26 protein-coding genes and 1 tRNA gene are annotated in these 23,386 nt (G+C 58.6%); 9 read left to right on the top strand and 18 right to left on the bottom strand.

The window, feature by feature from the left end; genetic code table 11:
• Window positions 1-168: 168 nt before the first annotated feature.
• From ACS5Q1_RS19965 to ACS5Q1_RS19955, 3 genes are read left to right on the top strand one after another with little or no spacing between them, the layout of a single operon-like run.
• On the top strand, window positions 169-1,092 hold the full coding sequence (locus ACS5Q1_RS19965; RefSeq protein ID WP_473099820.1) for a DUF3182 family protein: 924 nt from the start codon (window positions 169-171) through the stop codon (window positions 1,090-1,092).
• Window positions 1,076-1,882, top strand: coding sequence for an alpha/beta hydrolase family protein (locus ACS5Q1_RS19960; protein ID WP_473099819.1), 807 nt, complete (start codon window positions 1,076-1,078; stop codon window positions 1,880-1,882). Before ACS5Q1_RS19965 ends, ACS5Q1_RS19960 begins: the two co-directional genes overlap by 17 nt.
• Before the next feature lie 37 nt (window positions 1,883-1,919).
• Window positions 1,920-2,537 (top strand): hypothetical protein, encoded by a 618-nt coding sequence (locus tag ACS5Q1_RS19955; RefSeq protein ID WP_473099818.1) that lies wholly within the window; start codon window positions 1,920-1,922, stop codon window positions 2,535-2,537.
• A 73-nt stretch (window positions 2,538-2,610) separates the two neighbouring features.
• Here the strand turns inward: ACS5Q1_RS19955 and ACS5Q1_RS19950 are convergent, their stop codons facing one another.
• Window positions 2,611-3,243 (bottom strand): helix-turn-helix domain-containing protein, encoded by a 633-nt coding sequence (locus ACS5Q1_RS19950; RefSeq protein WP_473099817.1) that lies wholly within the window; start codon window positions 3,241-3,243, stop codon window positions 2,611-2,613.
• A gap of 607 nt (window positions 3,244-3,850) precedes the next feature.
• Between ACS5Q1_RS19950 and ACS5Q1_RS19945 the strand changes: the two genes are divergently transcribed.
• The 4 genes from ACS5Q1_RS19945 (at window position 3,851) to ACS5Q1_RS19930 (ending at window position 6,347) form a co-directional block, all read left to right on the top strand.
• Window positions 3,851-4,345, top strand: coding sequence for a c-type cytochrome (locus ACS5Q1_RS19945; RefSeq protein WP_473099816.1), 495 nt, complete (start codon window positions 3,851-3,853; stop codon window positions 4,343-4,345).
• Between the two features lie 68 nt (window positions 4,346-4,413).
• Window positions 4,414-4,692 carry a hypothetical protein gene (locus ACS5Q1_RS19940; RefSeq protein ID WP_473099815.1) on the top strand — a complete coding sequence of 93 codons (279 nt, stop codon included), beginning with the start codon at window positions 4,414-4,416 and terminating at the stop codon, window positions 4,690-4,692.
• A gap of 28 nt (window positions 4,693-4,720) precedes the next feature.
• A complete protein-coding gene (locus ACS5Q1_RS19935; RefSeq protein WP_473099814.1) occupies window positions 4,721-4,891 on the top strand; it encodes a hypothetical protein in 171 nt (56 codons plus the stop codon).
• A 973-nt stretch (window positions 4,892-5,864) separates the two neighbouring features.
• Complete coding sequence (locus ACS5Q1_RS19930) at window positions 5,865-6,347, top strand: 3'-5' exonuclease (RefSeq protein ID WP_473099813.1); 483 nt, start codon at window positions 5,865-5,867, stop codon at window positions 6,345-6,347.
• On the opposite strand, the gene ACS5Q1_RS19925 is transcribed toward ACS5Q1_RS19930, so the two are convergent.
• From ACS5Q1_RS19925 to ACS5Q1_RS19905, 5 genes are all read right to left on the bottom strand, one after another.
• Window positions 6,344-6,712, bottom strand: coding sequence for a hypothetical protein (locus ACS5Q1_RS19925; RefSeq protein WP_473099812.1), 369 nt, complete (start codon window positions 6,710-6,712; stop codon window positions 6,344-6,346). The genes ACS5Q1_RS19930 and ACS5Q1_RS19925 overlap by 4 nt on opposite strands.
• 620 nt (window positions 6,713-7,332) lie before the next feature.
• The gene (locus ACS5Q1_RS19920) at window positions 7,333-7,587 is read right to left on the bottom strand and encodes a WGR domain-containing protein (protein WP_473099811.1); all 255 of its coding nucleotides are present in this window, start codon (window positions 7,585-7,587) and stop codon (window positions 7,333-7,335) included.
• 13 nt (window positions 7,588-7,600) lie between these two features.
• A complete protein-coding gene (locus ACS5Q1_RS19915) occupies window positions 7,601-8,290 on the bottom strand; it encodes a hypothetical protein (protein ID WP_473099810.1) in 690 nt (229 codons plus the stop codon).
• A gap of 680 nt (window positions 8,291-8,970) precedes the next feature.
• On the bottom strand, window positions 8,971-9,162 hold the full coding sequence (locus ACS5Q1_RS19910) for a hypothetical protein (protein ID WP_473099809.1): 192 nt from the start codon (window positions 9,160-9,162) through the stop codon (window positions 8,971-8,973).
• Between the two features lie 309 nt (window positions 9,163-9,471).
• Entirely contained in the window at window positions 9,472-9,804 is a 333-nt protein-coding gene (locus ACS5Q1_RS19905; RefSeq protein WP_473099808.1) for a hypothetical protein, read from the bottom strand.
• Window positions 9,805-10,759: 955 nt separating this feature from the next.
• Here ACS5Q1_RS19905 and ACS5Q1_RS19900 point away from each other — a divergent pair.
• Both ACS5Q1_RS19900 and ACS5Q1_RS19895 read left to right on the top strand, forming a co-directional pair.
• On the top strand, window positions 10,760-11,029 hold the full coding sequence (locus ACS5Q1_RS19900) for a hypothetical protein (RefSeq protein ID WP_473099807.1): 270 nt from the start codon (window positions 10,760-10,762) through the stop codon (window positions 11,027-11,029).
• A 151-nt stretch (window positions 11,030-11,180) separates the two neighbouring features.
• A complete protein-coding gene (locus ACS5Q1_RS19895; protein WP_473099806.1) occupies window positions 11,181-11,453 on the top strand; it encodes an SWIB/MDM2 domain-containing protein in 273 nt (90 codons plus the stop codon).
• A gap of 527 nt (window positions 11,454-11,980) precedes the next feature.
• Here ACS5Q1_RS19895 and ACS5Q1_RS19890 read toward each other — a convergent pair.
• From ACS5Q1_RS19890 to ACS5Q1_RS19835, 12 genes are all read right to left on the bottom strand, one after another.
• Complete coding sequence (locus ACS5Q1_RS19890; RefSeq protein WP_473099805.1) at window positions 11,981-12,205, bottom strand: hypothetical protein; 225 nt, start codon at window positions 12,203-12,205, stop codon at window positions 11,981-11,983.
• A gap of 390 nt (window positions 12,206-12,595) precedes the next feature.
• Window positions 12,596-12,684, bottom strand: a tRNA-Leu gene (locus ACS5Q1_RS19885).
• Window positions 12,685-12,758: 74 nt separating this feature from the next.
• Window positions 12,759-13,148, bottom strand: coding sequence for a hypothetical protein (locus ACS5Q1_RS19880; protein WP_473099804.1), 390 nt, complete (start codon window positions 13,146-13,148; stop codon window positions 12,759-12,761).
• Window positions 13,148-13,915, bottom strand: a complete 768-nt coding sequence (locus tag ACS5Q1_RS19875; protein ID WP_473099803.1) for a tyrosine-type recombinase/integrase — start codon at window positions 13,913-13,915, stop codon at window positions 13,148-13,150. Before ACS5Q1_RS19875 ends, ACS5Q1_RS19880 begins: the two co-directional genes overlap by 1 nt.
• Before the next feature lie 272 nt (window positions 13,916-14,187).
• On the bottom strand, window positions 14,188-14,514 hold the full coding sequence (locus ACS5Q1_RS19870; protein ID WP_473099802.1) for a MarR family winged helix-turn-helix transcriptional regulator: 327 nt from the start codon (window positions 14,512-14,514) through the stop codon (window positions 14,188-14,190).
• A 1,008-nt stretch (window positions 14,515-15,522) separates the two neighbouring features.
• A complete protein-coding gene (locus ACS5Q1_RS19865) occupies window positions 15,523-16,113 on the bottom strand; it encodes a hypothetical protein (RefSeq protein ID WP_473099801.1) in 591 nt (196 codons plus the stop codon).
• A gap of 114 nt (window positions 16,114-16,227) precedes the next feature.
• Window positions 16,228-16,566, bottom strand: a complete 339-nt coding sequence (locus tag ACS5Q1_RS19860) for a hypothetical protein (RefSeq protein ID WP_473099800.1) — start codon at window positions 16,564-16,566, stop codon at window positions 16,228-16,230.
• A 126-nt stretch (window positions 16,567-16,692) separates the two neighbouring features.
• Window positions 16,693-17,469 carry a hypothetical protein gene (locus ACS5Q1_RS19855; protein WP_473099799.1) on the bottom strand — a complete coding sequence of 259 codons (777 nt, stop codon included), beginning with the start codon at window positions 17,467-17,469 and terminating at the stop codon, window positions 16,693-16,695.
• 1,530 nt (window positions 17,470-18,999) lie between these two features.
• Entirely contained in the window at window positions 19,000-20,703 is a 1,704-nt protein-coding gene (gene terL / locus ACS5Q1_RS19850; RefSeq protein WP_473099798.1) for a phage terminase large subunit, read from the bottom strand.
• Between the two features lie 90 nt (window positions 20,704-20,793).
• Complete coding sequence (locus tag ACS5Q1_RS19845; RefSeq protein ID WP_473099797.1) at window positions 20,794-21,015, bottom strand: hypothetical protein; 222 nt, start codon at window positions 21,013-21,015, stop codon at window positions 20,794-20,796.
• The gene (locus tag ACS5Q1_RS19840) at window positions 21,012-21,230 is read right to left on the bottom strand and encodes a hypothetical protein (RefSeq protein ID WP_473099796.1); all 219 of its coding nucleotides are present in this window, start codon (window positions 21,228-21,230) and stop codon (window positions 21,012-21,014) included. Before ACS5Q1_RS19840 ends, ACS5Q1_RS19845 begins: the two co-directional genes overlap by 4 nt.
• 17 nt (window positions 21,231-21,247) lie before the next feature.
• Window positions 21,248-23,317: a phage tail fiber domain-containing protein gene (locus tag ACS5Q1_RS19835; RefSeq protein ID WP_473099795.1), complete on the bottom strand. Its 2,070-nt coding sequence runs from the start codon at window positions 23,315-23,317 to the stop codon at window positions 21,248-21,250.
• Between the last annotated feature and the right edge of the window lie 69 nt (window positions 23,318-23,386).

Raw genomic sequence — 23,386 nt, 5'->3', positions numbered from 1 at the left:
ATGAACGGCGGGGCCACGATCGCCCCCATCGGTCCATCCAACTCCTGCCAACGCGTTCCCCATATTCCAGACCTCATCGCGATGAAACAGACGCAACGAGCGCCCGCGATCGCAGTCCAGAACGACAAACATCAACATGTCTCATGAATAGGGTGGGCTAGCAACACGTTGGTTGGCCTTCAGGCCGCCCGGGTTGGCATCACAAAGGACAACGAGCTGTTCGGTGGTGTCGTGCCGTATCCGTTTGTCGCAACGAAGGCCATCACCCATCCCCTCGTTGAGCCGGGCGCCTATGCCCCGGAGGGCTGGTCCGACACATTCACTTGCCAAGTACAAAGTGCTGTCCTGGAGGGGTACACGGTCTTTACGGCAGAGCAAGCCCATGCTGCCGGTGAACGTCTTTTGGAGCACGGGCCTGTCCGCCTCAAGCCGGTCCACGCGACCGCCGGACGGGGTCAGCGAGTCATCCGGAGCCTGACCGAGCTTACGGAGGCTCTTGCTGGCATCGCTGCGGCTGAACTTGCGGATGCTGGGCTGGTCCTGGAGGAGAACCTCACGGCCGTGACCACCTACAGCGTCGGCCAGGTGCGGGTGGCGGATCTCACAGCCACGTATTACGGCAGCCAGCGGCTGACGACCGACAGCACTGGAGAAGAGGTCTATGGAGGATCCGACCTCGTAGTGGTGCGCGGCAACTTCGATGTTCTGGTGCAGCTGTCTCTGCCTGAGTACATTCGCATCGCCGTGGAGCAGGCCCGAACCTACGATGCCGCCACAAGCGTCTTCCCGGGGCTGTTTGCCTCGCGCCGCAACTATGACGTGGCTCAGGGAACGAACGCACGGAGGCAGTGGCGCTCGGGGGTTCTGGAGCAATTCTGGCGTGTGGGTGGCGCAACGGGTGCTGAGATCGCCGCCCTTGAGTCCTTTCGGGCTGAGCCTGGCTTGCTGGTGGTCCACACAGCCACCTTCGAGGTTTACGGTGAGAGCCAGGCTCCGCCACCCCATGCGACGGTGTATTTTCGTGGAGTGGACGAGCATGTCGGATGGTTGACCAAGTACGTGGTGGTTCAGGCGCATGACGACACGCGATGACCGGATCGACATTCCTGTCGATGATGAGCGAATTTCCGGCACCCTGGTGACCCCGGCCACGGTCGTTCCTGGGGTGCTGTTTCTACATGGCTGGGGCGGAAGCCAGGAGCAGTACCTGGCCCGGGCCCGCGAGATTGCCGCCTTGGGCTGTGTGTGCCTGACGGTTGATCTGCGGGGCCACGCCGAAACTGAGGAGCAGAAAGAGACTGTCACCCGCGAGGACAATCTGCGGGATGCGCTGGCGGCCTACGACACCCTGGTCAGCCATCAAGCCGTCGACAAAGACGCCATAGCCGTGGTGGGCAGCAGCTATGGCGGCTATTTGGCCGCCATCCTGAGCTCTCTGCGCCCCGTGCACTGGCTTGGCTTGCGCGTGCCGGCGCTCTACCGGGACGAGGATTGGCCGCTGCCGAAGCAGCAGCTGAAGAAGTACGGCCTTGCCGACTACCGTCGCGGGCGGATGACGCCTGACCAGAACCGGGCCCTGGCCGCCTGCGCGGCATTCAGGGGTGATGTGCTGGTGGTGGAGTCCGAGCACGACCACATCATCCCGCACCCGGTGATCAAGAACTATCTGGCCGCGCTTAAGGGGGCGCACTCGCTCACCTACCGCGTGATCGAGGGGGCCGATCATGCCCTTTCTGACGAGGCGTGGCAGCAGGCCTACACCTCCCTGCTGCTCAACTGGGCCACCGAGATGGTGCTGGGAGCCCGGGAGGAAGGCGCAGCACCCGGGGTGCGCACGCATCTCCAACCTGCACCACGCCGGGAGCCTCCAACGGCGGCGTGATCTTGAACATGCCACGCTGTCTCAGGGGCTGCCTCGGTTGTCTACTAAAGCTGAGGTACATCCAATAAAACGGCGGTTTGTTCGATCTGTTGGCCCGACCTCCAATAAATTGGAGGAAAGAAGCAGCCTCGTCATTGGGATGGGTTGCTGTGGGACTTCGCCGAGCTCATCCTTTTCTTCGACGCAGCGGGAACGCTGGCGCATTTCTGACAAGCAGATGAGAGACGGACAGATGACCAGCTCAGCCGCAATGCCCATGATGGGCAACATGATGCCGGGTATGATGCCGATGATGGGAGGCATGATGCCCATGATGGGTGGGATGATGCCCATGATGGGTGGGATGATGCCTCAGATGCCTCAGATGCCGATGCCCGGCATGATGCCGAACATGATGTCCCCCATGCAGATGGGCGGGATGATGCCGGGCATGATGTGCCGCATGTCCTGCGAAATGGCAGCGGACGGTTCCATGACCTGCACCATGATGCCGATGGAAGGCATGTCCGCCGACATGTTCAAGATGTGCTGCGAGAACATGATGCGAATGATGGAGATGGGCATGCCCTGCATGATGATGTGCGGTGGCATGATGCTGGTTGGCATGAGCTCGGCCATGGGCGCGCAGACCAAGCCGATGAAGAAGAGCGCCTGAACAGGCCACCCTCCGAAAGGCGCTGCCGCCCGCCGGGTGTGGCACCGCCTACTCGGGCACAGTGATCGAACTGTCAGACCGTCTCCACGTAGGTCATCACCAGGTACATGATCGCCATCACATGGCCGGGGTTGCGGTAGATGTGCGGAACGTCGGCTTGGAAGATGATCGAGTCGTCGGCGTGGAGACTGTAAACGGAGCCGTTGACCTCAATCTCCACATCGCCGATCACGACGGTCAGGTTCTCGATTGTGCCCGCTGCATGGGCAACGGCGTCTTCCTGTGACTGCGCGGCAAGGGTGAGCTTATAAAATTCGACGCGCCGCTCCGCTTCGAAGGGAAACAACGCCCGTGAGGTGAAACTCCCGTCTGCCGATGTAAGGATCTTTGCATTCTTTGAGCGCATGACAACCGTGCCGCTGCCGGTACTTGGGCTTGTCAGCGCCGAGAACGGGACATCGAGCGCCCGCGCCACCTTCCACAGCAACGATATCGTCGGGACGCTTCGCCCCAGCTCGATCTGGCTTAGCATGGCACGGCTGACGCCAGCGAGGTTGGCAAGGCGCTCTAGCGAGTGACCACGCGAGCGGCGCAGCCGCTTGAGGTTGCTGCTGACGATCTCGGCAAGCTCGTGGGCCTCACTCTCAAGGTCGCCCTCAGCTTCATGCGCAACACCGGTGAGATGATCCTTGGGCACATCTCTCACGGCGACACCTCGTCTTACCGATGCATGGGCCAAGCATTCCCGACCCAAACAGGCACGAAGAACCATACCGCAACCCAAGTCCCGGGCACAACGGTAGGCATCGGTGCTGCGGGTTGCGCTATCCCCTGGCGCTGGCGCCTCACTTCGTTGAGATCAATGATTTGCGCCGTTGCGGCCATAACCTCTGCCTAGAGTTCATCAAACAGAACACATAATCCTTTAAAAAGAACATACTGTCAATATAACGGAACCTTAGCAGCTACTGTAGCCGCAAATCTTTGTAGCGTATCTTGTTTTGGGCGCGACTGAGGTCTCAACTATTGTTCTGAGTAACGAACATTTGGCCTCCAAAACTGACCTCTGAGGCGGGGTCAAGCTCGATGCATCTAAAGCATGTTGCAACATATCTTATGGAACCTGCTGCTGCCCGGTCAAAACGGTCTCGAGTGGTGGTTCCGGCAGCGTTGCCTCTGTCGCTGTCCGGTAAGAGTTTTGACAAGACGCCGGAGGAGCTGCCCAGGCCGATCTACGCCTTCTCTTCTGCGCACTTCACTCCCATGTGGCATCTGGCACTTTAGCTGGGTTCAACCTCAGTCAGAGAAGCTCCATGAGATCAATCATCTGCGCCGCTTTGGCAGGCGGTAGCCTCCTCATCTCCGTTCCACCAGCCTTCGCCCAGAGCCAAACGCAGCGCGGCGAGTACCTGGTGACCATCATGGATTGCACCGGCTGCCATACGCCGGGCACCTTCCTCGGCAAGCCCGACATGCAGCGTCCTCTGGCGGGATCGGAGGTCGGCTTCCAGATCCCGGGCCTCGGCATCTTCTACCCGCCTAACCTGACCCCTGATCCCGAGACAGGGCTCGGTCAATGGAGCGAGGCCGACATCATCACGGCGGTGCGGACCGGTGTCAGACCCGACGGTCGGCAGCTGGTGCCGATCATGCCGTATCATTCCTACGGCAAGCTTACGGATGGGGATGCCAAAGCTCTGGCAGGCTATCTCAAGAGCCTGAAGCCGGTCAGGAACCAGGTGCCCGGTCCGGTCGGGGCCAACGAGAAGCCCTCAGCGCCTTACCTGACCGTTGTCATGCCCCAGTAGCCGCTTGGAGCAGAGCACCCAAAATCCAAAAGCCGGCAGTCCCCGGAAAGGCGCAGGAGACATCAGATATGCTTGAGGCAGAACTGCAGCGGCTGCGCGCCGACAACTCGGCGATTGCAACGCTGCTGCAAGAACTGAAGAACAACCTTGCACTGCCGCTCCCGCCGGAGCCGCCGTTCCAGGTCATGGCGGACGTGACAGCCCTGCAGGATCGGGTCTATGCCATGGCCCGCAGGGTCGGGAGCATGAAGCGTGAGATCCGCGACAGGATCCTGCAGCAGACGCTCGCGGCTGACCTCTCCCCACACCGAGAGGAGATATCAGAAACAGCTCGACTTGGGCTGTGAACTTCCTGGCGCGCCCTAGATGGTCCGCATGGATATTCGCGCCGCTCTCCTGCTTCTCTTCACCCTCTGCCTGGCACTTGGCCTAACGGCCTTTGCGAACGTGTCGAACGTCGCTGAGATGGTCGACAGGGCGCGCACTGCCGGGGCGAACGAGGACACCATGGCCATCGAGCCGATGCATGTCTTGCCGCACAATTGACGGGATCATCAGTTCCCTGCCCGATCGCCCCATCCATGTCGATAATTTCGCGACGATGGTGCCGGCTACTCCTGGTTTGGGCGCGCCTCAACAACGGCGGGGCGACGCACGCGATCCGGTCAGGGCTCTTTTCGTCCCCGCTCACGCTCGACCCGCCGCAACGCAAGTAGCAGGTCGATTTGATCTAAGGGCTGGACGGAGCTTACTGCAGTATTTAAGCCCTGGGTTGGCCGTGCCGTACGTGTGATCGACGGAAGCTGTCGGAGTATGGGAGGCATCGGCCACCTCAATCTATCCAAGTGACTGAACGACGGCCCAGACGAGTACACCTAATGCAGCGAACAAGATCAGCCAATTGAGCACACGGGCCGACCTGTCAGTGGCGGGCGACTTTTTATTAGCCACCAGGAGTTGTTATCATCATCCATGTCAAAGAACTCCGACAACACGCGACTGATAGCACCACCCGTACAAGCGCTCCTTCGTCCTCATCCGTTGATTAGGTGCACTTGGGAGCCCGCCTAAGAACACTTTCGTCGGAAGGATCAGTCTTTTGAGCGCTGGAACTCGCCTTCACTCGTCCCGCGTTATGATAACGACCGCTTCAAACCCCGCCTGCTGACGATTTGAGGCCAAGGCAAAGGCGGCTGAGAGCGCCTGATCCTCAGTGGAGTGAACTGATATGGTTCGCCCCTCGTACGATACCGACCAAACATCATCCCTCGCACGCGTTACGACAATTCGTTCCACGCTTGTGGCTTCCTTGGAGACCACTTGTCAGCTTAGATGTTCATCTTGGCTTCGCAGCAAGATCAAAGGGGTAAATGCGCATTAAAGCGTGGGAGAGTCATAGCCCTCGGACGGATGGCTTGATTGTCACTCGTAGTACCCTGAGAAGCCACATAAGAGCGTCGCGCCTATTACCTCAGAAGTAGAATTATGAGCGCGCACGACTTTGAATCATTTTCTCAGAATGAGAGTAGAATTCTATTGTCGGTCAGTCACTAACATGCTCTGTAACCCATCACGCCACACCCGTCCAAGCTACTCATTTGTCCGACGGGTCAAGCCCCGGTCAGCCATGAGCCCCTTCTGCCACGCGGTGCATCGCATTTCGTTGGCGGACGTGGAGGACGAGCCGTATTTCGAGAACGTCGTTCACGATTTAATCGACTATGTGGGTGATGACACAATCGTCGCTCACAACTACGCCTACGAGTACAACACGCTCAAACGGGAGTTTGAGCGCACAGCACAGCCGATCTATCCACGAGAGCGCTTCTTCTGCACCATGGCTCTGGCTAAGCGATCCGGACTTCCCGGCAAGCTCCGTCAGGCTTGCTCGCAGGCCGGCATCAGCATTACTCACCTGCGTGCCGAGCACGACGCCTTGAACGATGCGCTGCTGGCAGCCCATCTGTTTCTGAAGCTCGGTCTGTCCGAGAACAAGAGCTAGCTTCGCCTCAAGAACTCCAAACCTGGTGGCAGGTCGTGTTCCTGTCGCGCTGGCCTCATCGCTTTGATGGAGGATTTTGGTTTAGCTGGCACTTCGTCAGTGATCCAGGCAGACTTCCCATCAAGCGTCTCCAGTGAGCACCCAGCTTCAATATGAATCATTGCTTCGTGCAGCCATTCGGCTTGTTGTGCGGCAGAGAACTGCGACAGGTAGCGCTGATCCCGCTCCTGAAAGGCGACCTCCAAGTTGCCGTCGTCCCTGTCGCTGACCTGGATCATAATCTGATCCAGCAGCCTTTCCTCGATGAGGTACCCATCCAGCTGGGCGGCTGTGATAGGACCGGTGACCGTGACCAACCGCTTCATGCCTCAAACCCTCTGAAAGGTTCGGGCGAGTGTAGGCAGTACCTGCGATGGAATGGTATGGGATTCTGCAAACATCCTTAATTGGCCAGGCGATAGAACCCGATACATGGCGGGCAAAGATCTTGTGCTGGGTTGATATTGAGCACGGCTTGCAGCGGCATTCACTGGGTATCGGCAAGACAAGTGACAACTTGGCGGCCGATCAGCCTCTATGCTTGTGAAGCGTCATCCCCTCGAGCGGATGCGATGGCTCGGTGACCTTCAGCCGTGTTCATCCAGGTGAGAGCGTCGGCGCGGCAGGTGAATTTCTCCCGACAGATCCTGGGCGTCAGTTTCCCCGGACAGGGACAACCACGCGCCAGGACCGTTTCAGCTCCATTGCATAGGCGGCAGGATGTTCTTTGCTCATTGGACGTACCCAACGTGACACCCGAAGGGATACAACCATCAGGCCCAAGGTAATTGACCAAGGGCGAGTTGCACTGGGCACTATCCCTCGATTCCGATTAGGAAGAGCTTAAACGGGGCATCCAGACCACTTTGATGAGGCACAATGGAGGTCTCGGGCTCCAGGAGCTGACACGCTGCCTTGAACAGCGCAGCGAGCCTTCCCCGATGAGTCAGAGGTCTGCATAGCCCTTGCGGCGCTGGGCATCCGCCCAAGTTTGCAGCGCGACCGCGGCCTGGGCCTCATCAGGAAAGATCTCGACCCTCTCCCGGCCCTTGGCGCCAACGAAGCCCCAATTGCGCACCAGCCGGATCGTGCCGAACAGATCACGCTCGATCATCAGGCTGAAGAAGCGCGCCCTGCCCTGTTCCGGGTTGCGCCGATAGAGCACCAGATGATGCCGTATGGGCGAGCGGGCGTCAGGCATCCTGGGGGCGCTCTTACGTGGGATTGCCCTTCTGGAGCGTCTTCTCCATCTCGCGCCTCATGGCCTCCTCGATCTCGTCGAGGTTGACCTTGACGGTATTGCCGCTGGCCTGTGCCTTGGCCCGCGTCACCGGGACCTTCTTGGCCTTCGGCTGGCCGATGGCCATCTGCGCTTGGGCGGGGAAGTGGCCTTCCAGCATATCGATTAGGCTGTTGAGCGCCGCATCGGACAGCGGGATCTCCGGACTCTCGTCGAGCCCTCTCAGGGCGATGGATTGATTGGTGTAGCGGGGATCCTCCGTCACCTCAGGCCCGAACCACTCGGGGGGATGAAAGCCCCCAGCCTCATCCCTGGTGTCAAACTCCACGGTGATGAAGTGCAGGACACGGGGCCGGATGATCTCGTCGACCAGGGCTTGATCCCTGCCGATCGGCAGGGCTGTGCGGGTGTAGTCGACCTCGCCGGCGCAGACGTCAAGCAGCGCCTGGGCATGGCCCACCGGGATGTCGGTCTGGTCCTCGGTCGCACCGTCAGAGCCGACCGTCTTGAGGATCAGCAGGCCCCTCCCCTCTTCGAGGCGCACCCAGGAGGAGCGATCCCGCTGTTCGGGAAAGAAGCCTTCGACGTGGCGCAGCCCGCCCCTCTCACGTCGGATCAGACGAGCGAAGGACGGGGCGAGGAGAAAGCGGCGGTGAGCAGTCATGAAACCCAAGGAGTGTAAGGGATCGAGAAGCCTTTTATTCGTATATGGCTGAGGAAGAGCGAGGCAACCCTGAACCCCGCACTATGGTTTCCGCTCAGCCACCAGCCTTGAGCCCGAGCCCTCCAGTTCTCGATGAACTGCGGTTGAGATCAGGTAATCTCGATTTCAGAGAAACTGTCGACCAGCGCAAGCTCGCCGAGCTCCACATTCAACGGTTGACCACGGAGTGAGATATGGTCGACCTACCATAGCCCGAGCGGAAGATGCAAAGACGCCTTGGCAGAGACGTTGTCTTGAAATCTCGGCCAAGGCGTTGGTGGTCCAAGGGAGAAAAACCAAACGATAAAGATAGGCTTCCCGCCGATGACAGCAAGGCATCTACAAATGACAACGCCCTGACAGAGTTAGCCGTGCGGAGCTCACTGTCAGGGCGCTTTTGTGATGCCGGTTGCAACACCACGCCACCACAATGCGCCATGAACGCTGAAAGTGCAACCGAACGCTGTGAACAAGCATGAAGCGTCCCGGCGAGAGGCTGAGCACCAGACCTTCCACCAGGACGCGCGCGATGTGTTCCGGCATCGCACAGTCCATGTAGATGCGCGCACGACATGCCGCTGTGCGGTGACGCACACCGTCTGTCCCGATCGCAACGTTGCGACCGCCTTGCAGCCGGAACGTTAGTCGGTCCGGCTGCGGTCGATGCCAATGTCGCGCAGGATGTGAGGGCTCGCCTCCCGTCGCAGAGCCTCGATAAACTCAAACGTCAAGACGGGCCGCTTATGGTCATTCGCCGGCTTGCGCCGAACACGAATGAACTCAAAGCGGAAGGCAAACCCTACAAAGAGCAGCGGGAATACGGTCGGTTTCATGAGAGCCAGCAGCAGCTAAAGTTGTGACGAGGAGAGCGGCACGTTGGTACGTGCAAAGTCGCATAGACATGAAACGCCTCCTCTGGCTGTGGCTGTGAAACGGGCGGACAATCCGCGGGGCAGCTTCAATACCAGAATTTTGCTACCGAGACCAGCCCCGTCAATTCATTTATTGCCTCTGGCCATCTCGATAACTCCTGAACGAGTGCTTGGGTGGGGAGGAACAGTACGCGCCAGGACCTCCATGAGGGATGGTCCTCACGGCAGCCTGGCATGTGCTTGCGCCGGACCAGTTCCGTGATGGGTTTCTTAGGCGGCACGCGCGGCCGGCGCAGCCGATTCTTCGGCCAATTCCTCCACCAGGCGAAAATCACGCAAGGCCGCGCTCGCCTTCGTGCCAGAGATCCCGAGGGAGTTTGCCATCCGTAGCGAGAGCAACGACAGGACTTTCGGCAGTGGCTTGCGGTGCATCCCAAGAATGAACAACGCATCTCTGATCCCAAGTGTCAGCAGTTCCCGCTCCTGGTCTGTTGTCATGACAACATCGGCATCGAGATTCCGACGATTCAGGGCAGACTCAAGCGCATCGATTGCCCCAAGGATGTTGATCGCTGCGGTCGTGGTGTCGTTGATCGTGAACATGTCTCGCCAACGGTCATCTGCGGGATTGGCTGGAAAGTTCCTCCTAGAACTGTGAATCGATGAGGGTTCCGGGTGAGTGAGGACGGTGACGTCAGAGCGACATGCGAACATAGTGAATCTGAGCCTCCCAACGTTGTGTCTTATCTGACTTGAGCCGAGTAATGTGGCCCGGCAGTGGCTGAACAAAAGCAAGCATCGGGCGCGAGCGCCTGACTTTTGATTGGACGATTTGGGTTAGCCCCCTGGCTCTCCCAGAAAGTGATGACAGTATGATGAAGCGGTCTGCTCAGTTGCGACCAGAAGCATCACATCGACGCGTGAGCGTCCGGCGATGAGGGTCAATTCAACTGGCGGACATCAATGGATTGGAGGACGCATGGTTCCGCGCTCATCGCGGCTTCGTCAGACCGAGGGAATGATTGGGAGACCATGGTGAACGTCTGGTTAATGCGCTTCATTCGAAGCGTGCGACGAGAGCGCCGAGCATGCGCCAGGTCGCAGTGCCGATTGGTTCTCAGAGTGGCTTTGGCGAAGTTTTATGACCGCGATCTGAAGGTGTGAAACTCAACTCGAGCAAGACCTCGTAAACGGAATGCGGGTCACATTCGTTCTTGCGGGCTGCGCATTCGTCGAATGACCGGATGTAGTCATCGCATTGTAAGGGGCTGGCAGGCCGCGGGGCTTCCGAACATCTGGAATAAGCCTGTTGCACAATTGCCGTGATGTCGGCAGGAACTGATCCCTCCTGCGGCAATGTCTCCGTGAGTTTTTGGTGCGCAAGGATGGGAGAGGCTGGACCTCCGAGGATGGCGATCGCTATGAAGCCATGATGGATCTTTCGCATCGACCTACCTCGGACCTTTATGGTTAAGGCGAAGTTAACCGATGCACCCTGAAATGGAAGCATGTAACATTCTGGCGCAGTTGATGACTTTCATTGTGAGGAAGCGAGCATATGGCTAAGCGCCCGGAGCAAGAGGATGAACACCCTGACACCAAGGGGGCGGCCAGTACGCCGCATCTCGATCGGCTTGAGAAGCTAGCTAACGCGGCGGCCACTGCCGCGCAGGCCAAGCAGTGGCGGGCGCGCAAGAACGGCCTGCATCAGCAAGAGGAACCGTCCGAGGTCCGCAACCTCAGTCATGATGATGAAGCCAGGGCTCGGGCAGAGGAAGCGATGCGGCAGATGATGGCGAAGCCGCAAGGCAAACGACGCGGCCGCTGACCATCTGACACCACCTGACACTACCCGATGGGGCTCGATTTTGGCAGATCAGCGGCAGATCGAGATTAAGAGACTGTTAGATCTTTGATCGTCATGGTCCCGCCACCTTGCCGATGCAGATGGCAGACCAGCGTTAGAACGGAGTATCACAATGTCAGAAACCAAAGCAGCCAAGAAGCCGAACCCTGCGTTGATGAAGCCACTGCAGCCTTCGACTGAACTGGCGGCTGTTGTGGGATCTGCTCCCCTGCCCCGCACGGAAGTTGTGAGCAGGGTGTGGGACTACATCAAGTCCAACAATCTGCAAAATCCTGAGAACAAACGCGAGATCTTGGCCGACGCAAAGCTCCAGGCCGTGTTCGGCGGCAAAGACAAGGTGAGCATGTTCGAGATGAACAAGCATTTCGCTCAGCATCTCTCCTGAACCTAAGTAGCGGACCTCCGGTTCTGCTGCTATCTGGCCAGGACGCGGAAAGTCCGCTGCAAGCGCTGCCAGTGTCAATCGGTCCGAGCAGCCTACTTCCAGGCTGTGCATCATTCCCTTGGCACACCGGCGCCCTGGTTGAGGCTTCAGACAGCGTCTCAGCCGAGGTACTTTTCATGGCCAGTGCTACAGTTGGAGACAAAGCGTGCGAGCCATTGCGATGTCATGCGTGCTTCTCATAGTGTGCACCACTCTCACGGGGTGTCGGATCGGCGGGAGCCCGGGCGTTCTCCCGCGCACGGCCGTCCCGCCACCGCCATCGATGGCTGGCACCTCGCAAGATACATCCCAGTCGGTGGCGGCTCGGCCCGAATCATCGAGCGCTCAGGCGCCAGCCGCGCTCAATCCGGAGGAGCGCCCTGCCACTGAGCCGATGATTCAGCCACTTCTGACAGGGCGCGGTGCAGGCGCTGGGTTTCGGTTCTGAGTTCCACAGTGCGTGAACGGGATGTTGACGCATCGGGTGTTCAGTTTGCTGGGTGCGAGCATCTGGTCGTTTCGGCCTTACGCATATGAGTATCGACCAATGCTTTTGCTTCGGCGACCACCCAATCACGATCGTTCCTGCCCCGTGACGTCTGCATGGCATCGAATCTGAAGCGGCTTTCCGGCGCACAGATGAAAACAGTCCATCCGGGATCGGCGTGAACCACCTTCAAGCGATACCCTTGGTAATCAACCTCAGCATCCATCGTCCCTGCCTCAATCCGCCATCATATGCTGAGCTGTCTAACGGCCTGAAGCTGCAAAGCATATTACCCCGAAGGGCTATCGGGCCGCGACCTCATAGTTGAGACCGCCAGATGCTTTCTCTGTGGTTCACCAGATGATGCATTGGCGGAAGGACCCAATTCTGCGCAGGGGTCAGAGGTGGGGAGAGACCAGGTTCTCCGTTCCGCGCCGGCGACCTCAAGCGATCCCGTGCCAGTCCAGCCATCGACCGGCCTGACAGGTAAAAGGAAACGATCGGAGCTGGGATACGCGACGAGGTGCGGTCAATTTGGACTGGTGCGGACGACAGGAATTGAGCCCGTATGGACCAGCCCGAGGGATTTTAAGGGTACTGCACAACCGGTCTTGAATGGTGCGGGCGAGGGGACTTGAACCCCTAAGCCATTGAAAAGGCGGCGAATTTTAAGTCCGCTGTGTTTACCGATTTCACCACGCCCGCGTCACAGAATGTGGGGTCCGTCACCGATCCGTGACGTGACCCGTCACAAGTCACAAATGGTACACTACAAGTTTCTAAAGTGTACTTGTAGGTGCAGTGACTGCACGATCCTGAGCCTCCCATGCCTTTACACGGTCAAGCCAGTATTTGTCACCACGCTTTCTCTTCGCGTACCTCTCACCAACGGCTACGAGGTAACGACCGAGGGCGATGAGGTCGCCGGGAGTTCCGGCTATCTCATGGGCTACGCCGTCGCTATAGTTGTGAAGCCCAACGGTGACCCATCGTGTCAGGTCCCCCGGCTCATCGTCAGGGTCCTGCCAGATGGAGGCACTAGCCCACGCGGCCACTTCCGCGTAGCTCGTAGGGTCGCCAGCCTCTTGGAACCTTTGGATGATTTCGCAAGGGGCGAAGTCCAGTCCATACGAGGTCTCTGAGTTCTCGATCCGAGTGATGTCAACCATTACTCAGCCGCCTCCAACACGCCAGCCGCCGCCTTCAGGTTCTGCGGTGCGAGGTGGGCGTACCTCATGGTCATCTGAATGGACTTGTGACCCATCCACTCCTTGACCACGTTGATCGGAACCCCGCGCTGCACCAGCCGTGACGCACACGTATGGCGGCAGATATACGGGACGAAGTGTTCATCGTTGGCGAAGCCTAGCTGAACCCTCGCTCGATCCCATACGTACCTCATCCAGAAGTTATCGTAGGGGAACAGCCGGTCGTTCGGTGCAGTGACTGCACGGACCCTTCGGGCGACAATCTCGGCCACTCGACGGGTCATGTAGATGGTCCGTGGGTGGTCCGTTTTCGTCTTCCAAACGGTCAGGCTACCGGCCTTCAGGTCCACGTCCCGAGGGGTCAGCGAATAGACCTCTGAGGGGCGGAAACCGGTGTCGATGAGGACTTCCACGACTTCCGCGTGGTCCGTCTTCTCCCATCCCCGAAGGAGATTGAGGAGGGCGGTTTCCTCATCCACGGTGAGCCAGCGGATACGACCGACGCCGTCCTTCTTGCGCTCGATCTTCGGGAGGGCCGTGATGATCCCCTTATCCCGAGCATAGCGGAGCGCCTTGGACAGGACCGCAAGCTTCCGATTGATGGTCCCATTCGAGTTGTTCTTGGCTACGCAGTGATCCACGAAGCCCTCGATTGCGTCCATATCAATCGCCGTGATCGGGGTCGTCGTCCCGAAGTAAGCCTCCACTTGCTTGATGTTGACGAGCATCTTGGCCTCGCTAGGGCCTCCCTTCCAGAACCGTTGGAAGGTCTTATCGAGGACAGTCGAGAGACTGTTTTCTCCCGCGTACTGTGCCCCTTTAGGTGCAGTCGCTGCACCGGAACCATTAGGACGTGGAATAGGGTCGCCGCGTAGGACTGCGGCCTTGGCCTCTAGTTCCCACGCCTTAGCGGCCTCGATGGTGTCAAAGGTTTCGCGGTGTCGCTGACCTTTGACGGTGATGTCGGCTTGAAAGCCTTTGCCTCGGGGTCTTACTGCCATTAAGCGGCCTCCGGTTCTATGTGATGGAGAAGAGAGTTGACGACCCGCTCGCCACTAGGGGTCAACTTGATGACCTTGTTTCTGCGGTCGAGCGGGTCCTCGGTGTACGTGATTAAGCCCTTGCCATACTCCTTTGAGAGGGTTGCGACGTTACGCGAGACAGCCGACTTGCCGAGGCCCGTCGCCTGTACGAGTTCCTTGAGGTTGATCCCCGGCTTCCGAGCTATCAGAAGCAGGATGAGGGCCGTGTGCATCGGGAGTTCCGGGTCCACTTTCCGAAACTCTTCGGTGAACAAGATCGCCCGAGAAAGGGGGTTCATTGCCATAGGTAGTCCTCTGCGACAGTGGTTTGATGACGTTAGCACTCCCGTAGAGTGGTCCCCACTGGAACTCGACCACTCCATCTTCGAGGCTGTAGAGCATCGGAGACGACTTGTCACTGTTCCACTCAAGGAACAGTTCGTAACGCGAGAAGAAAGTAACGTATTTCGTGAACCGTAGGTTCATGATGGGTTGATCCCCTTGTTTGGCCCAAAGGTGGTAATTCTAGGCGGTCCCTGAATAGGCTCCGCAAGCTTCGCGCTCCTTTTTAGGGACACGCGCCCGCATCATTAGTGCAGTGACTGCACCAATGCCTTCCACACACACATAGTTGTCGATGGTTAGGCTTCGACGATTGCCCGTAGCGTCTTCAAGAAGGCAGTACCTTCCGGCGTAAGAACAATTTTCTGTTGTCGTCTATCGTCGGGGTTCTGCTCCAACGCTATCAAGTTAAGGGCCTCCCGCGTTCCTGTCCCTATTCCTGACAGGAAAGCAATGGTCCTCGACACTGTACTTTGGGGTATGCCTGTATCGGCCTGAATATCGGCTGAACACGCTCCTTCATGGGTTGCGACGTAAAGCAATACTAACCAAGCGTTCACGTCAAACTTGGTGGACAGGTGCCTACACTCGACACCTAGATGCCAAAGCTTCCTGAAGGTCTTCATTGTTGTAGCCCCCGACGCGATCCTACTTAATTGAACCCAATGGCGGGTTCAAGTCAGAAATGGGTCAAATTCAGGAATGGATGCTTATTTCGCAACCAAACGTGAACGTGTTGCAATGGGGCAACAATGTGCAAAACCCACGACCATCGCGTGACGACGCTAGGTTTCGGCCTCATGGCCTCATCAGGTGGGTAAATCATCCCCCGCGAGTTGGTTCCCCGCGAGGGACAGGTGCAGTGACTGCACTTCAACTCAATTCCCATAGCTTGTAGAGGGAGAAGAGGAGGCCCCCGCCAGTGATCCCGGCAGAGGCTATCAAGAGGGCGTCGAAGAGGCGGTCCATCGTCAGCGACCTACGCGCCATGAGAGCGGATCGTTGAGGATGAGGGTGTCACCACGGACCATGAAGTTGCCGGGGTGGAGGTCCACCTTCCATTCCTTCATGAACTGTTCCTTCAGGGCGACGACAGCCCGCGCTAAGGGAACATCGAGTTCCCCGAGGATACGGGCGAAGGTCATGTTGTCCCCATCGGAAGCCGCCGAGGTGGCGCGGGAGACCCGGTGTCCGAGGTCGTACTGCTCGCCCCAATACCGGACTTCCTTCAGGGTCTCGACATCGGCCACGAAGAAGGTCCCGTAGTCCTTGACGCCGCGCACACTCGGGAAGTGGGGGTTCGGGTTCGTCAGGGCGTACTTCACGAAGGCGACCCATCCGTCTTCAGTCGGACGGAAGGCGACCTTGTGGACGTGGTCCGGTTCCTCGGGATGCTGGAAGACCACGCCATAGCATGAGCTTTGACCGATCTTCTGCCATCCGTCAGCGACGAGACCCTTGCAATACTCGAAACACTCTGCCGAGGCGTACTCTCTGAAGTAGCCGCCGAAGTCGTCCTTGGTGATCTGCTCGACCGCCTTAGCGTCAGAAACGAGTTGCATGGATAGGTCCCCCTGTAGGTTGAAAATCCGGTTTCGGCCTGCCGTGGCCTCATCAGTCGGGAGGCATCATCCCGAGACCGGAACAGTCCCGATTAGGGGACCGTTCGGGCAAAGCTATGCCGCTTTGGCGTCTGCGGCTTCGATGGTGAGGATTTGAACGTTGCCGTTCGGGAGGCGGACATACATGGCAAGTTGCTTTGCCATCTGGCCCGCGATTTCAGCGATTGAGGCGACCTTGCGGGCGTTCTCGTAGGTGTCCTCCATCGCCACGTCATAGGCGATTGAGCGGTCCTCATAGAGCTTCCCGCTATCGTCCATCCAGCCGCCCATGACAGGGTTCGCAGTGAAGCCGCCAAAGAGACGGCAGAGGCGACCCTTGAGGTAGTCGTGAGCGGTCTCGACCGTGTTCCCTTCGTTGTCAGCGAGGGGAAGGATGATCCGAGCTTCGCGCATGTGTCTTCTCCTTAGCGGTGCAGTGACTGCACTTGAGTTTCGGTTTCGCCGTGCCATCGGCTCATCAGTAGGGAGGCATCATCCCTAGACCGAGACAGTCCCCCGAAGGGAACTGTCAGGGCAAAATTAAGCCAGCCCGCAAGCCTTGACGAAGGCGTCGAAGTCCATACCGAACTTCGTGGCCATCTCATCAAGCCGTGCCTTGGCTGCATCCTTCTCGCCATCGGTCGCGCCTCGGGTATAGAGACCCCATACCTTACCGGCCCGCTTCTTCGTGGCTGCATCGACCGATCCAGCTTCAGCCTTGGTTTCGCCTTGCGGCTTTGCCTTGGCCTTCGTCTTCTCGCCCTTCAGCTTCGCGTTTTCAGCCTTCAGCTTCTCGATCAATTCGAGTGCTTCAGCCAGTTCACGACGGAGCCGCTCGGCTTCGGTCTCTTTCTTCTTCTTCTCCTTCGGCTCACCGTTAGCATCGCCTTCGGTGTCGCCTTCGGTGTCCCCTTCGGGTTGCGCCTTGGCCTTTTCAGCGGCTTGCCAGATAGCAAGGACGCCATCGACCGACCACTTGCGCTTGTCCTCGGGCAAAGCCTCAACGGCTTCCATGATGGCATCCCAATTCGCCGCAAGCTTCATGAGACGTGCCCGCCAAGTCTTATCGAAGGGAAAGCCTTGAGCTTCGCACCACTCACCGAACGCGCCTTTCTTGCCCGCTAGGGTTTCCTTGGCGTCGTTGAGGCGTTGACCGACGATGCACAGGTCTTCCAAGCTTGTGCGGGTGGCGGCCTTGGCGCGGTTGTAACGCTCAAGGATCGTTGCCGCGCAATCGGCCAGAAAGTTGTGGTTCGGGTCATGAGCGCCGTTGTCGTTCGTGGTGAAGGTCTCGGCTTCGTTGACGTTGTCGAACATTGTGCTTCTCCTTAGCGTTGAGAGTGTTTCGGCCTGCCGTGGCCTCTTCAGCATCCCGGCTTCAGGGATGGACGGTCAGGCTATTGCCCGACCTACGCTAAGGCCCTCCCCTGTCAGGTTTACCGTCCATCGGCTTGCTTCACTTGCCTCCGGTTTCGCCGCGTCTTGTGCAGTCGCTGCACTATTGCCTTGGCTTCGGTCCCCTGCCGTTCCTCACGGTGCAGGAAGGGAGCTATTCAGTTGTCAAAGAGCGGTAGAAGGATCGAGACCTAACCTTGTGCGCCCTAGCGCCTTATGCGGTGTCCAGTCTGTCTTCGCTTCAGTCCTCGGTGGCCGTTTCCGTCCGCCGATGGAGATAGTTTTAGAACAGGGATTGTCCCTAGTCAACAACTAATTTCATCTTTTTTTGATTTTCTTGATTGTCCATGTTTTTCAATTAGTTAGGGCCGGTCACGGTCACCTAATGGGCCGGATTAGTGCCCTATCACGGAAAAAAAAATAGATGGGATGAGGTGGCCTAGATCGGTCCTAGCGTGTCCCTTTAGTGCAGTCGCTGCACCGTTGACCGATGGTGGACCTAGCGTGGTCCTAGCGTGGTCCTGATGAGGTAATGGTTTTGATTACCTCGAAAACAATAGATAAGATGCAAGCACGGTCAAACATTGCAGTGACTGCACCTAGCCCCTCAATGTCCCCTCAATGTGCCCGTTACGATGCAGGAAGGGATATGATATGCGTTGCAATGTCAATGATTTCAATGACTTAGCCGGAGGCTGTGACCGGAATGGTGACCGAAGGTCAACGGAAGGGTGGCCTATCGGCCATCGAGAGGGGTATGGGGGGACCACGGCTTCGTCGTAGCGTGAGGAGGGGCCTCAGATTTTTCCACCTAAATATCCCGAAGGTCCCACTAAAAGACCCCCGAAGGTTCCCCTACGGAGGCCATACAGGGCCATTGAGACCCCGGCAGCTAGGGTAGTAGCCAAGGACCCCTAGAAGGGCCTGTACGGGCTTCCCCGCACGGCTCCCTGAGCGGGTCCGTAAGAGGGGACAGCCTGTTGCTGGACATCACGATACCAGTCCCTCGACTGCTGAGACTGCCACTGCATCTGCTGCTGGACCCCCTGTTGCCACTGTTGGGCCTGCTGAGAGTACCTATAGGAGTTCTCCCGGTTGATGCAGGAGGTGTCCCATGAGGGGCAGGAAGCAAGGGCAGGAGAGGTCAGGAGGGGAAGGAGGAAGGCTCCCACGGAGCCGGTGAAGAGGAAGGAGGTCTTCTTCATGGTCTAACCTAGTGGATGGGTGTCGAAGGGAGGGCCTCCGCAGGAGGACCCCCGAGACACCCATATAACAATAAGTAACCTATAGTCTATACTATTAGTTATATTATATATGTATCTTCCTTCCATCCTCCCCTAAGAGTGGGGGATAATTATGGTGCAGTACCACTGCACTTTTATAAGTAGAGTGAGACTGCACCTGTAGTAAAGTGCAGTCACTCCACTTTAGAAAAAAAAAGAAGGCGCGGGATTAGACCCGCACCCATAGGTTCCTCGCCGGTCCCTTCTTGCCGAAGCCATTCAGGAACTTGTCGAGTTCTTCTTGCAGCCGCTTCTCCTTGAGAGCCGCAGCCGCCTTGTCTTCGTCCCTCGCCATCTGTTCCGTCCAGTAGGCGACAGCGATAGCGAGAGCGTCGAGCCGGTCGTCCTTGACCAGCGATCCCCGGTCCTTCGTGATCCGCGTGAGTTGGTGCATCAGCATGTAGTGCTGCTGCTTCTCGGGCGGGTACTGAGACACGGTCTTGTAATCCTGCTCGATCACCTTTTGGTCGATGACCAGCTTGTGCCTCATCATGACAGGCTCAAGGGTGTCGATGATGCGCTTCTCCTTCTGCGTGGAGTGCTTCACCTCCTCGATCTTGCAGGGGTGCGTCCTGTTCAGGACAGGGGTGAACAGCTTGGTCCACATACCGTCACCGAAGTTGGCCTCAACGATGACGTGATTGACCTTGTACTGTTCCGCCAGCTTCGCCAGCTTGAGGAGCGTCTCGTCGTCGTAGCCACCCACCAAGCCACCCGCAGCGACCACGTAGAGGTAACCGTGGAGGAACTTGACGATGGCATAGCCGGTCTCGTCACCGCCACGACCGGAGGGGTCGATAGCCATGACCGTTCCGGTGAACTCGGCCCAATCCTTATCGACCCACATAGGCCGGTGGTAGCGGTCACCAGCGAAGGCCACGTTCGGTAGCTCGTTGAGGACAAGCTCGGGGCTTGCCGCCCATACGACCTTCAAGGGGGCCATCTCGGGGTTGACGTTCATGACGATCAAGTCGGACACCTTGAGGGGATACCTCTCGGCGTCGGACAGGCGAGTATCGAGCATGAACTGAAGGGCGAAGCCTGCGCGACCGTAGGACGCCTCACGCTCGAATAGGTCGTCGTCGTTGAAGCGTTTCGGATCGGTGGACTGACCGGCCTTCCATCCCTTCTCGATGAGGTCGTCAATGTAGGGAGCGAGGCGCTCGCCATAGACAATCCTCTGCTTCTCGTCGGGGATACGGGCGGGCCAGATGCGGACCTGATAACCACGACCGGGAAGCTCGTTGTAAAGCGACTGCTCGGTCTGAGGGGTGCCGAGGTAAACGATGCGACCACCTGGCTTCAGGATAGCGTCGAACTCCTTCACAAGCTCGGACAGCTTGTCACGCATGGCCTGCGTAGCGGAGTTGTTCGGGACCTCGATGTCGTCCGCGACGATGGTGTCTGCGCGGGAACCGGCAAGCTGACCGGTGATACCCACGGACTTCACCGAAGGAGAGTGCGAAGCCTTGGCGGGTCCAACGTCGAAGGACACCTTGGAGTTACGCTGATCGGCCTTCGGCTTGAGATGCTGAAGGATCGGCATTTCGTTGATGAGCCGCAGCGTGAAGGTCGTGAAGTCGTCCGCTCTGATCTTCGATGCGGAGACGACCAAGACCTTATGGTCGGGATCGCGGAGCAAGAGCCAGATGACATAGGCCGAAGTCACCCACGACTTACCGATGCCTCGGAACGCCTCGATGATGGAACGCTTCGGGCCGTACTGTAGGAAGTGCGCGATGTCATACTGAATGGGGGTGGGATCGGGGAGATTGAGGTGCTTCCAAACGAGGTAAAGGAAATTACGGAAGTCGCCTCTGATCGGGTCCTTCTCGGAGGACAGATGGGTCGATGAGAGTAGTTCTTCTTTCATCAGAAACAGGGGTAGGAGACGAAAAAAGGCCCCGGTAGGTGTTACCCTAGCCGAGGCCCTAGAAAGCCGCTGTACGGCCTTCCTATGCGATTAGTTGAAGGTCCGGTCCTCGTCCGCGAACGGGAGGTCCTTCATGAGGTTGTTCATAGGCGTCCCTTCCTTGGGAGCGCCGATGTCGATGTTGTTGTCCTTCAGGAACTGACGGGCGGCGGAAAGGTCCGCAGCGGTGGCCGTGCCGTCCTGAATACGCCGAAGCAACTCTTCAGCGAGAGCGTTGTGGAGCTTTGCGAGAAACTCCTCGCTTGCCTTCATTTCAGTATCCAATCCTTCAAGAATGGGAAGCCGTAGCCAATCAGCGTGGAAAGTGCAGCGGCTGCACCTATGACCCACGCTCGGCTCTGCTCAAGGATAGAGACCCTCTTGTTGAGGGCCTCCATCTGTTCGTCGTGCTTGTCCTGTCGTTGCAAGGTGTTATCGAGCTTTCCCTCGATCCTTCCGAGCATCAGGTAGAGGTTGTTGTCGTCCATCGGTGCAGTGACTGCACTTAGCCGAGGCGAGCCTCAAGGGCAGCAAGGCGGGCCTCAAGGGACGCAACGGTCCCCTCAAGTTCCACGATGCGGGCCTTCTGCTTCTTGAGGTGGTGAATGGCGAAGACACCAAGGCGCTCGTACTGGACGCCGTCAGGGGCCGCTTCGTCTTCCAACTCAAACGGGTCCTCATCGTCCACCGGCTGATCCGGCAGCGGGACACCATCCTCGTCCTTCAGGAGTTCCGGTCGCGGCTTCCTGATGGGGTTACCGTTCTCGTCGTACTTGACGCGACGGTTCCAGTGGACGAGACGCGGCTCAACCTCTGCGACCTCTTCCGCGATAAGACCGTAGTAGGAGTATTCCTTCGGGTCCGAGGAGAGTTCGTTCGGGCGATACCACACAGGACGGAGACCATCGAGAACCTTATCGGCAACCTCGGTGTCCAAGTCCTCGATGTCCTTCTTGTACCGGATGGACGAAGTCGAGCGGTAGATGCGACCGGAGCCACCGAGGTAGCAGTTCGCAGCGTTACCGGTGGTGTCACTGTAGGAGCCGCGAGCGTAGGTCACCCCGTCCACATAGACGTTCCCCGCGAAGACCGAAGTGGTGTCCTTACGGGCGAAGACGTTGGAGTACCAGTTACCGGCCCACGTTGCATAGATGTTACCATCCTGCCCCATGTGAGCGCCGGTATGCGCCATATAAACGACCTCATAGACGTTGTAGCGGTAGGCGTTATGCGTCGTGTCGTGGCGACCGTTGATGCGATCCGAGAGGTTCTGTCCGCACCACGGCAGATAGATGTTACCGTCGTTGTAGAGGACCGAACCGCCGCGACGGGTGATGGTGCCGTTATCGTCCACTTGGAACAGCCACCCTCCGTGGTTCCCCACGAAGCCAACCGTGCCCCCGTTGTTGTGGACGTAGCGGACACCGTGATCGCTGTCGTGCATCTCGATCCAGCTATCGTTATTCCCCTGACCGACCCTCACGCGACCGGTGGCGTTGAGATGAGGGGCAGTCACCTCGCCCGAGAAGGCTGCACCGGAGAGGTTCGCCTTACCGTTCAGGAAGCCGTCGATCTGAGACTTCTGATAGTACATGGCCGGATCGAAGGTCTGAGCCGCAGCCGCAGAAGCCGCAGCATCGAGCGCATACTTCTTCGCGGAGTAGCCCTGACCGGCGACAACCTCACCGTCCGTCTTGGTCGCCCAATCCTTCGCAAGGGTCGCCTGAGTGGTCGCCTCTGCGGCCTTGTTGGTGGCCGTCGTGGCGTGACCCGAGGCGGTGTTCTTGTGGGTCTCAGCAATGGACGCGGAGGAGGCCGCATTGCTTGCCGAGGTGGACGCCTGAGTGGCGTGATGTTTGGCCGAGCGGGTGCCCGTACCGCTGACATCGGTGTTGTTCGGATGCTCGGCCCACTTCTGCGCCAGAGAGGCGCTTGCAGCGGACGAGGACGCGGACGAAGCGGAGGCCGAAGCCGAACCCGCAGCGTTACCCTCGGAGACCGCAGCGGCGTTCCGGTGGGCCAGAGCGGTGTCCCGGTACTGAGCCGCAAGGTCCCTCGCAGCTTCCGCAGCCTGACGTGCAGTGACCGACTGATCCTTCTGCGACGTGGCCTGCTGAAGCAGGGTGTTCATTTGCGGGAGGAAGGTGCCGTCGTGGTATTCCTTGGTGACAGCATCGCGGGCCTCAATGGGCGAACCCACCTCCTTGATGCGCCGACCACCGGCACCGTAGGAACCGTCAGGTAGGAGTTCCAGCGTACCGCCTGCAATGTCGATAGCTTCCTGCACGATGTAGAAGGTCTGGATCGTGGCGAGGTCAAGGTCGCCTTCAGTGAGGACCGAGCCGTCCACGAAGTCCACCATACGGGTCTCTCGCGGGGTAATGCGGCGGGCCTCAACGACAGCGCCGGGAGCGGGAGCCGGGGAAATGCGGATCGTCTGTGGATCGTCCCAAGTGTACGGATGAACGTCGAGAGCTACGCGAACCTCAACATGGGACTTTTCGAGGTACGGGAAGGGGATAGCGAAGGTTTCGGTCGAGCCGTCGCCTTCGTACTGAACGTAGGAAAGAGCCATTATCTCCTCAAAAAGAGAAAGGCCCCCGGTTGTTAGCCGAGGGCCTCGTTAGTGCAGTGACTGCACCGT

Source organism: Microvirga sp. GN3, from assembly GCF_055792825.1.
This window is presented reverse-complemented; position numbering and strand designations above follow the sequence as displayed.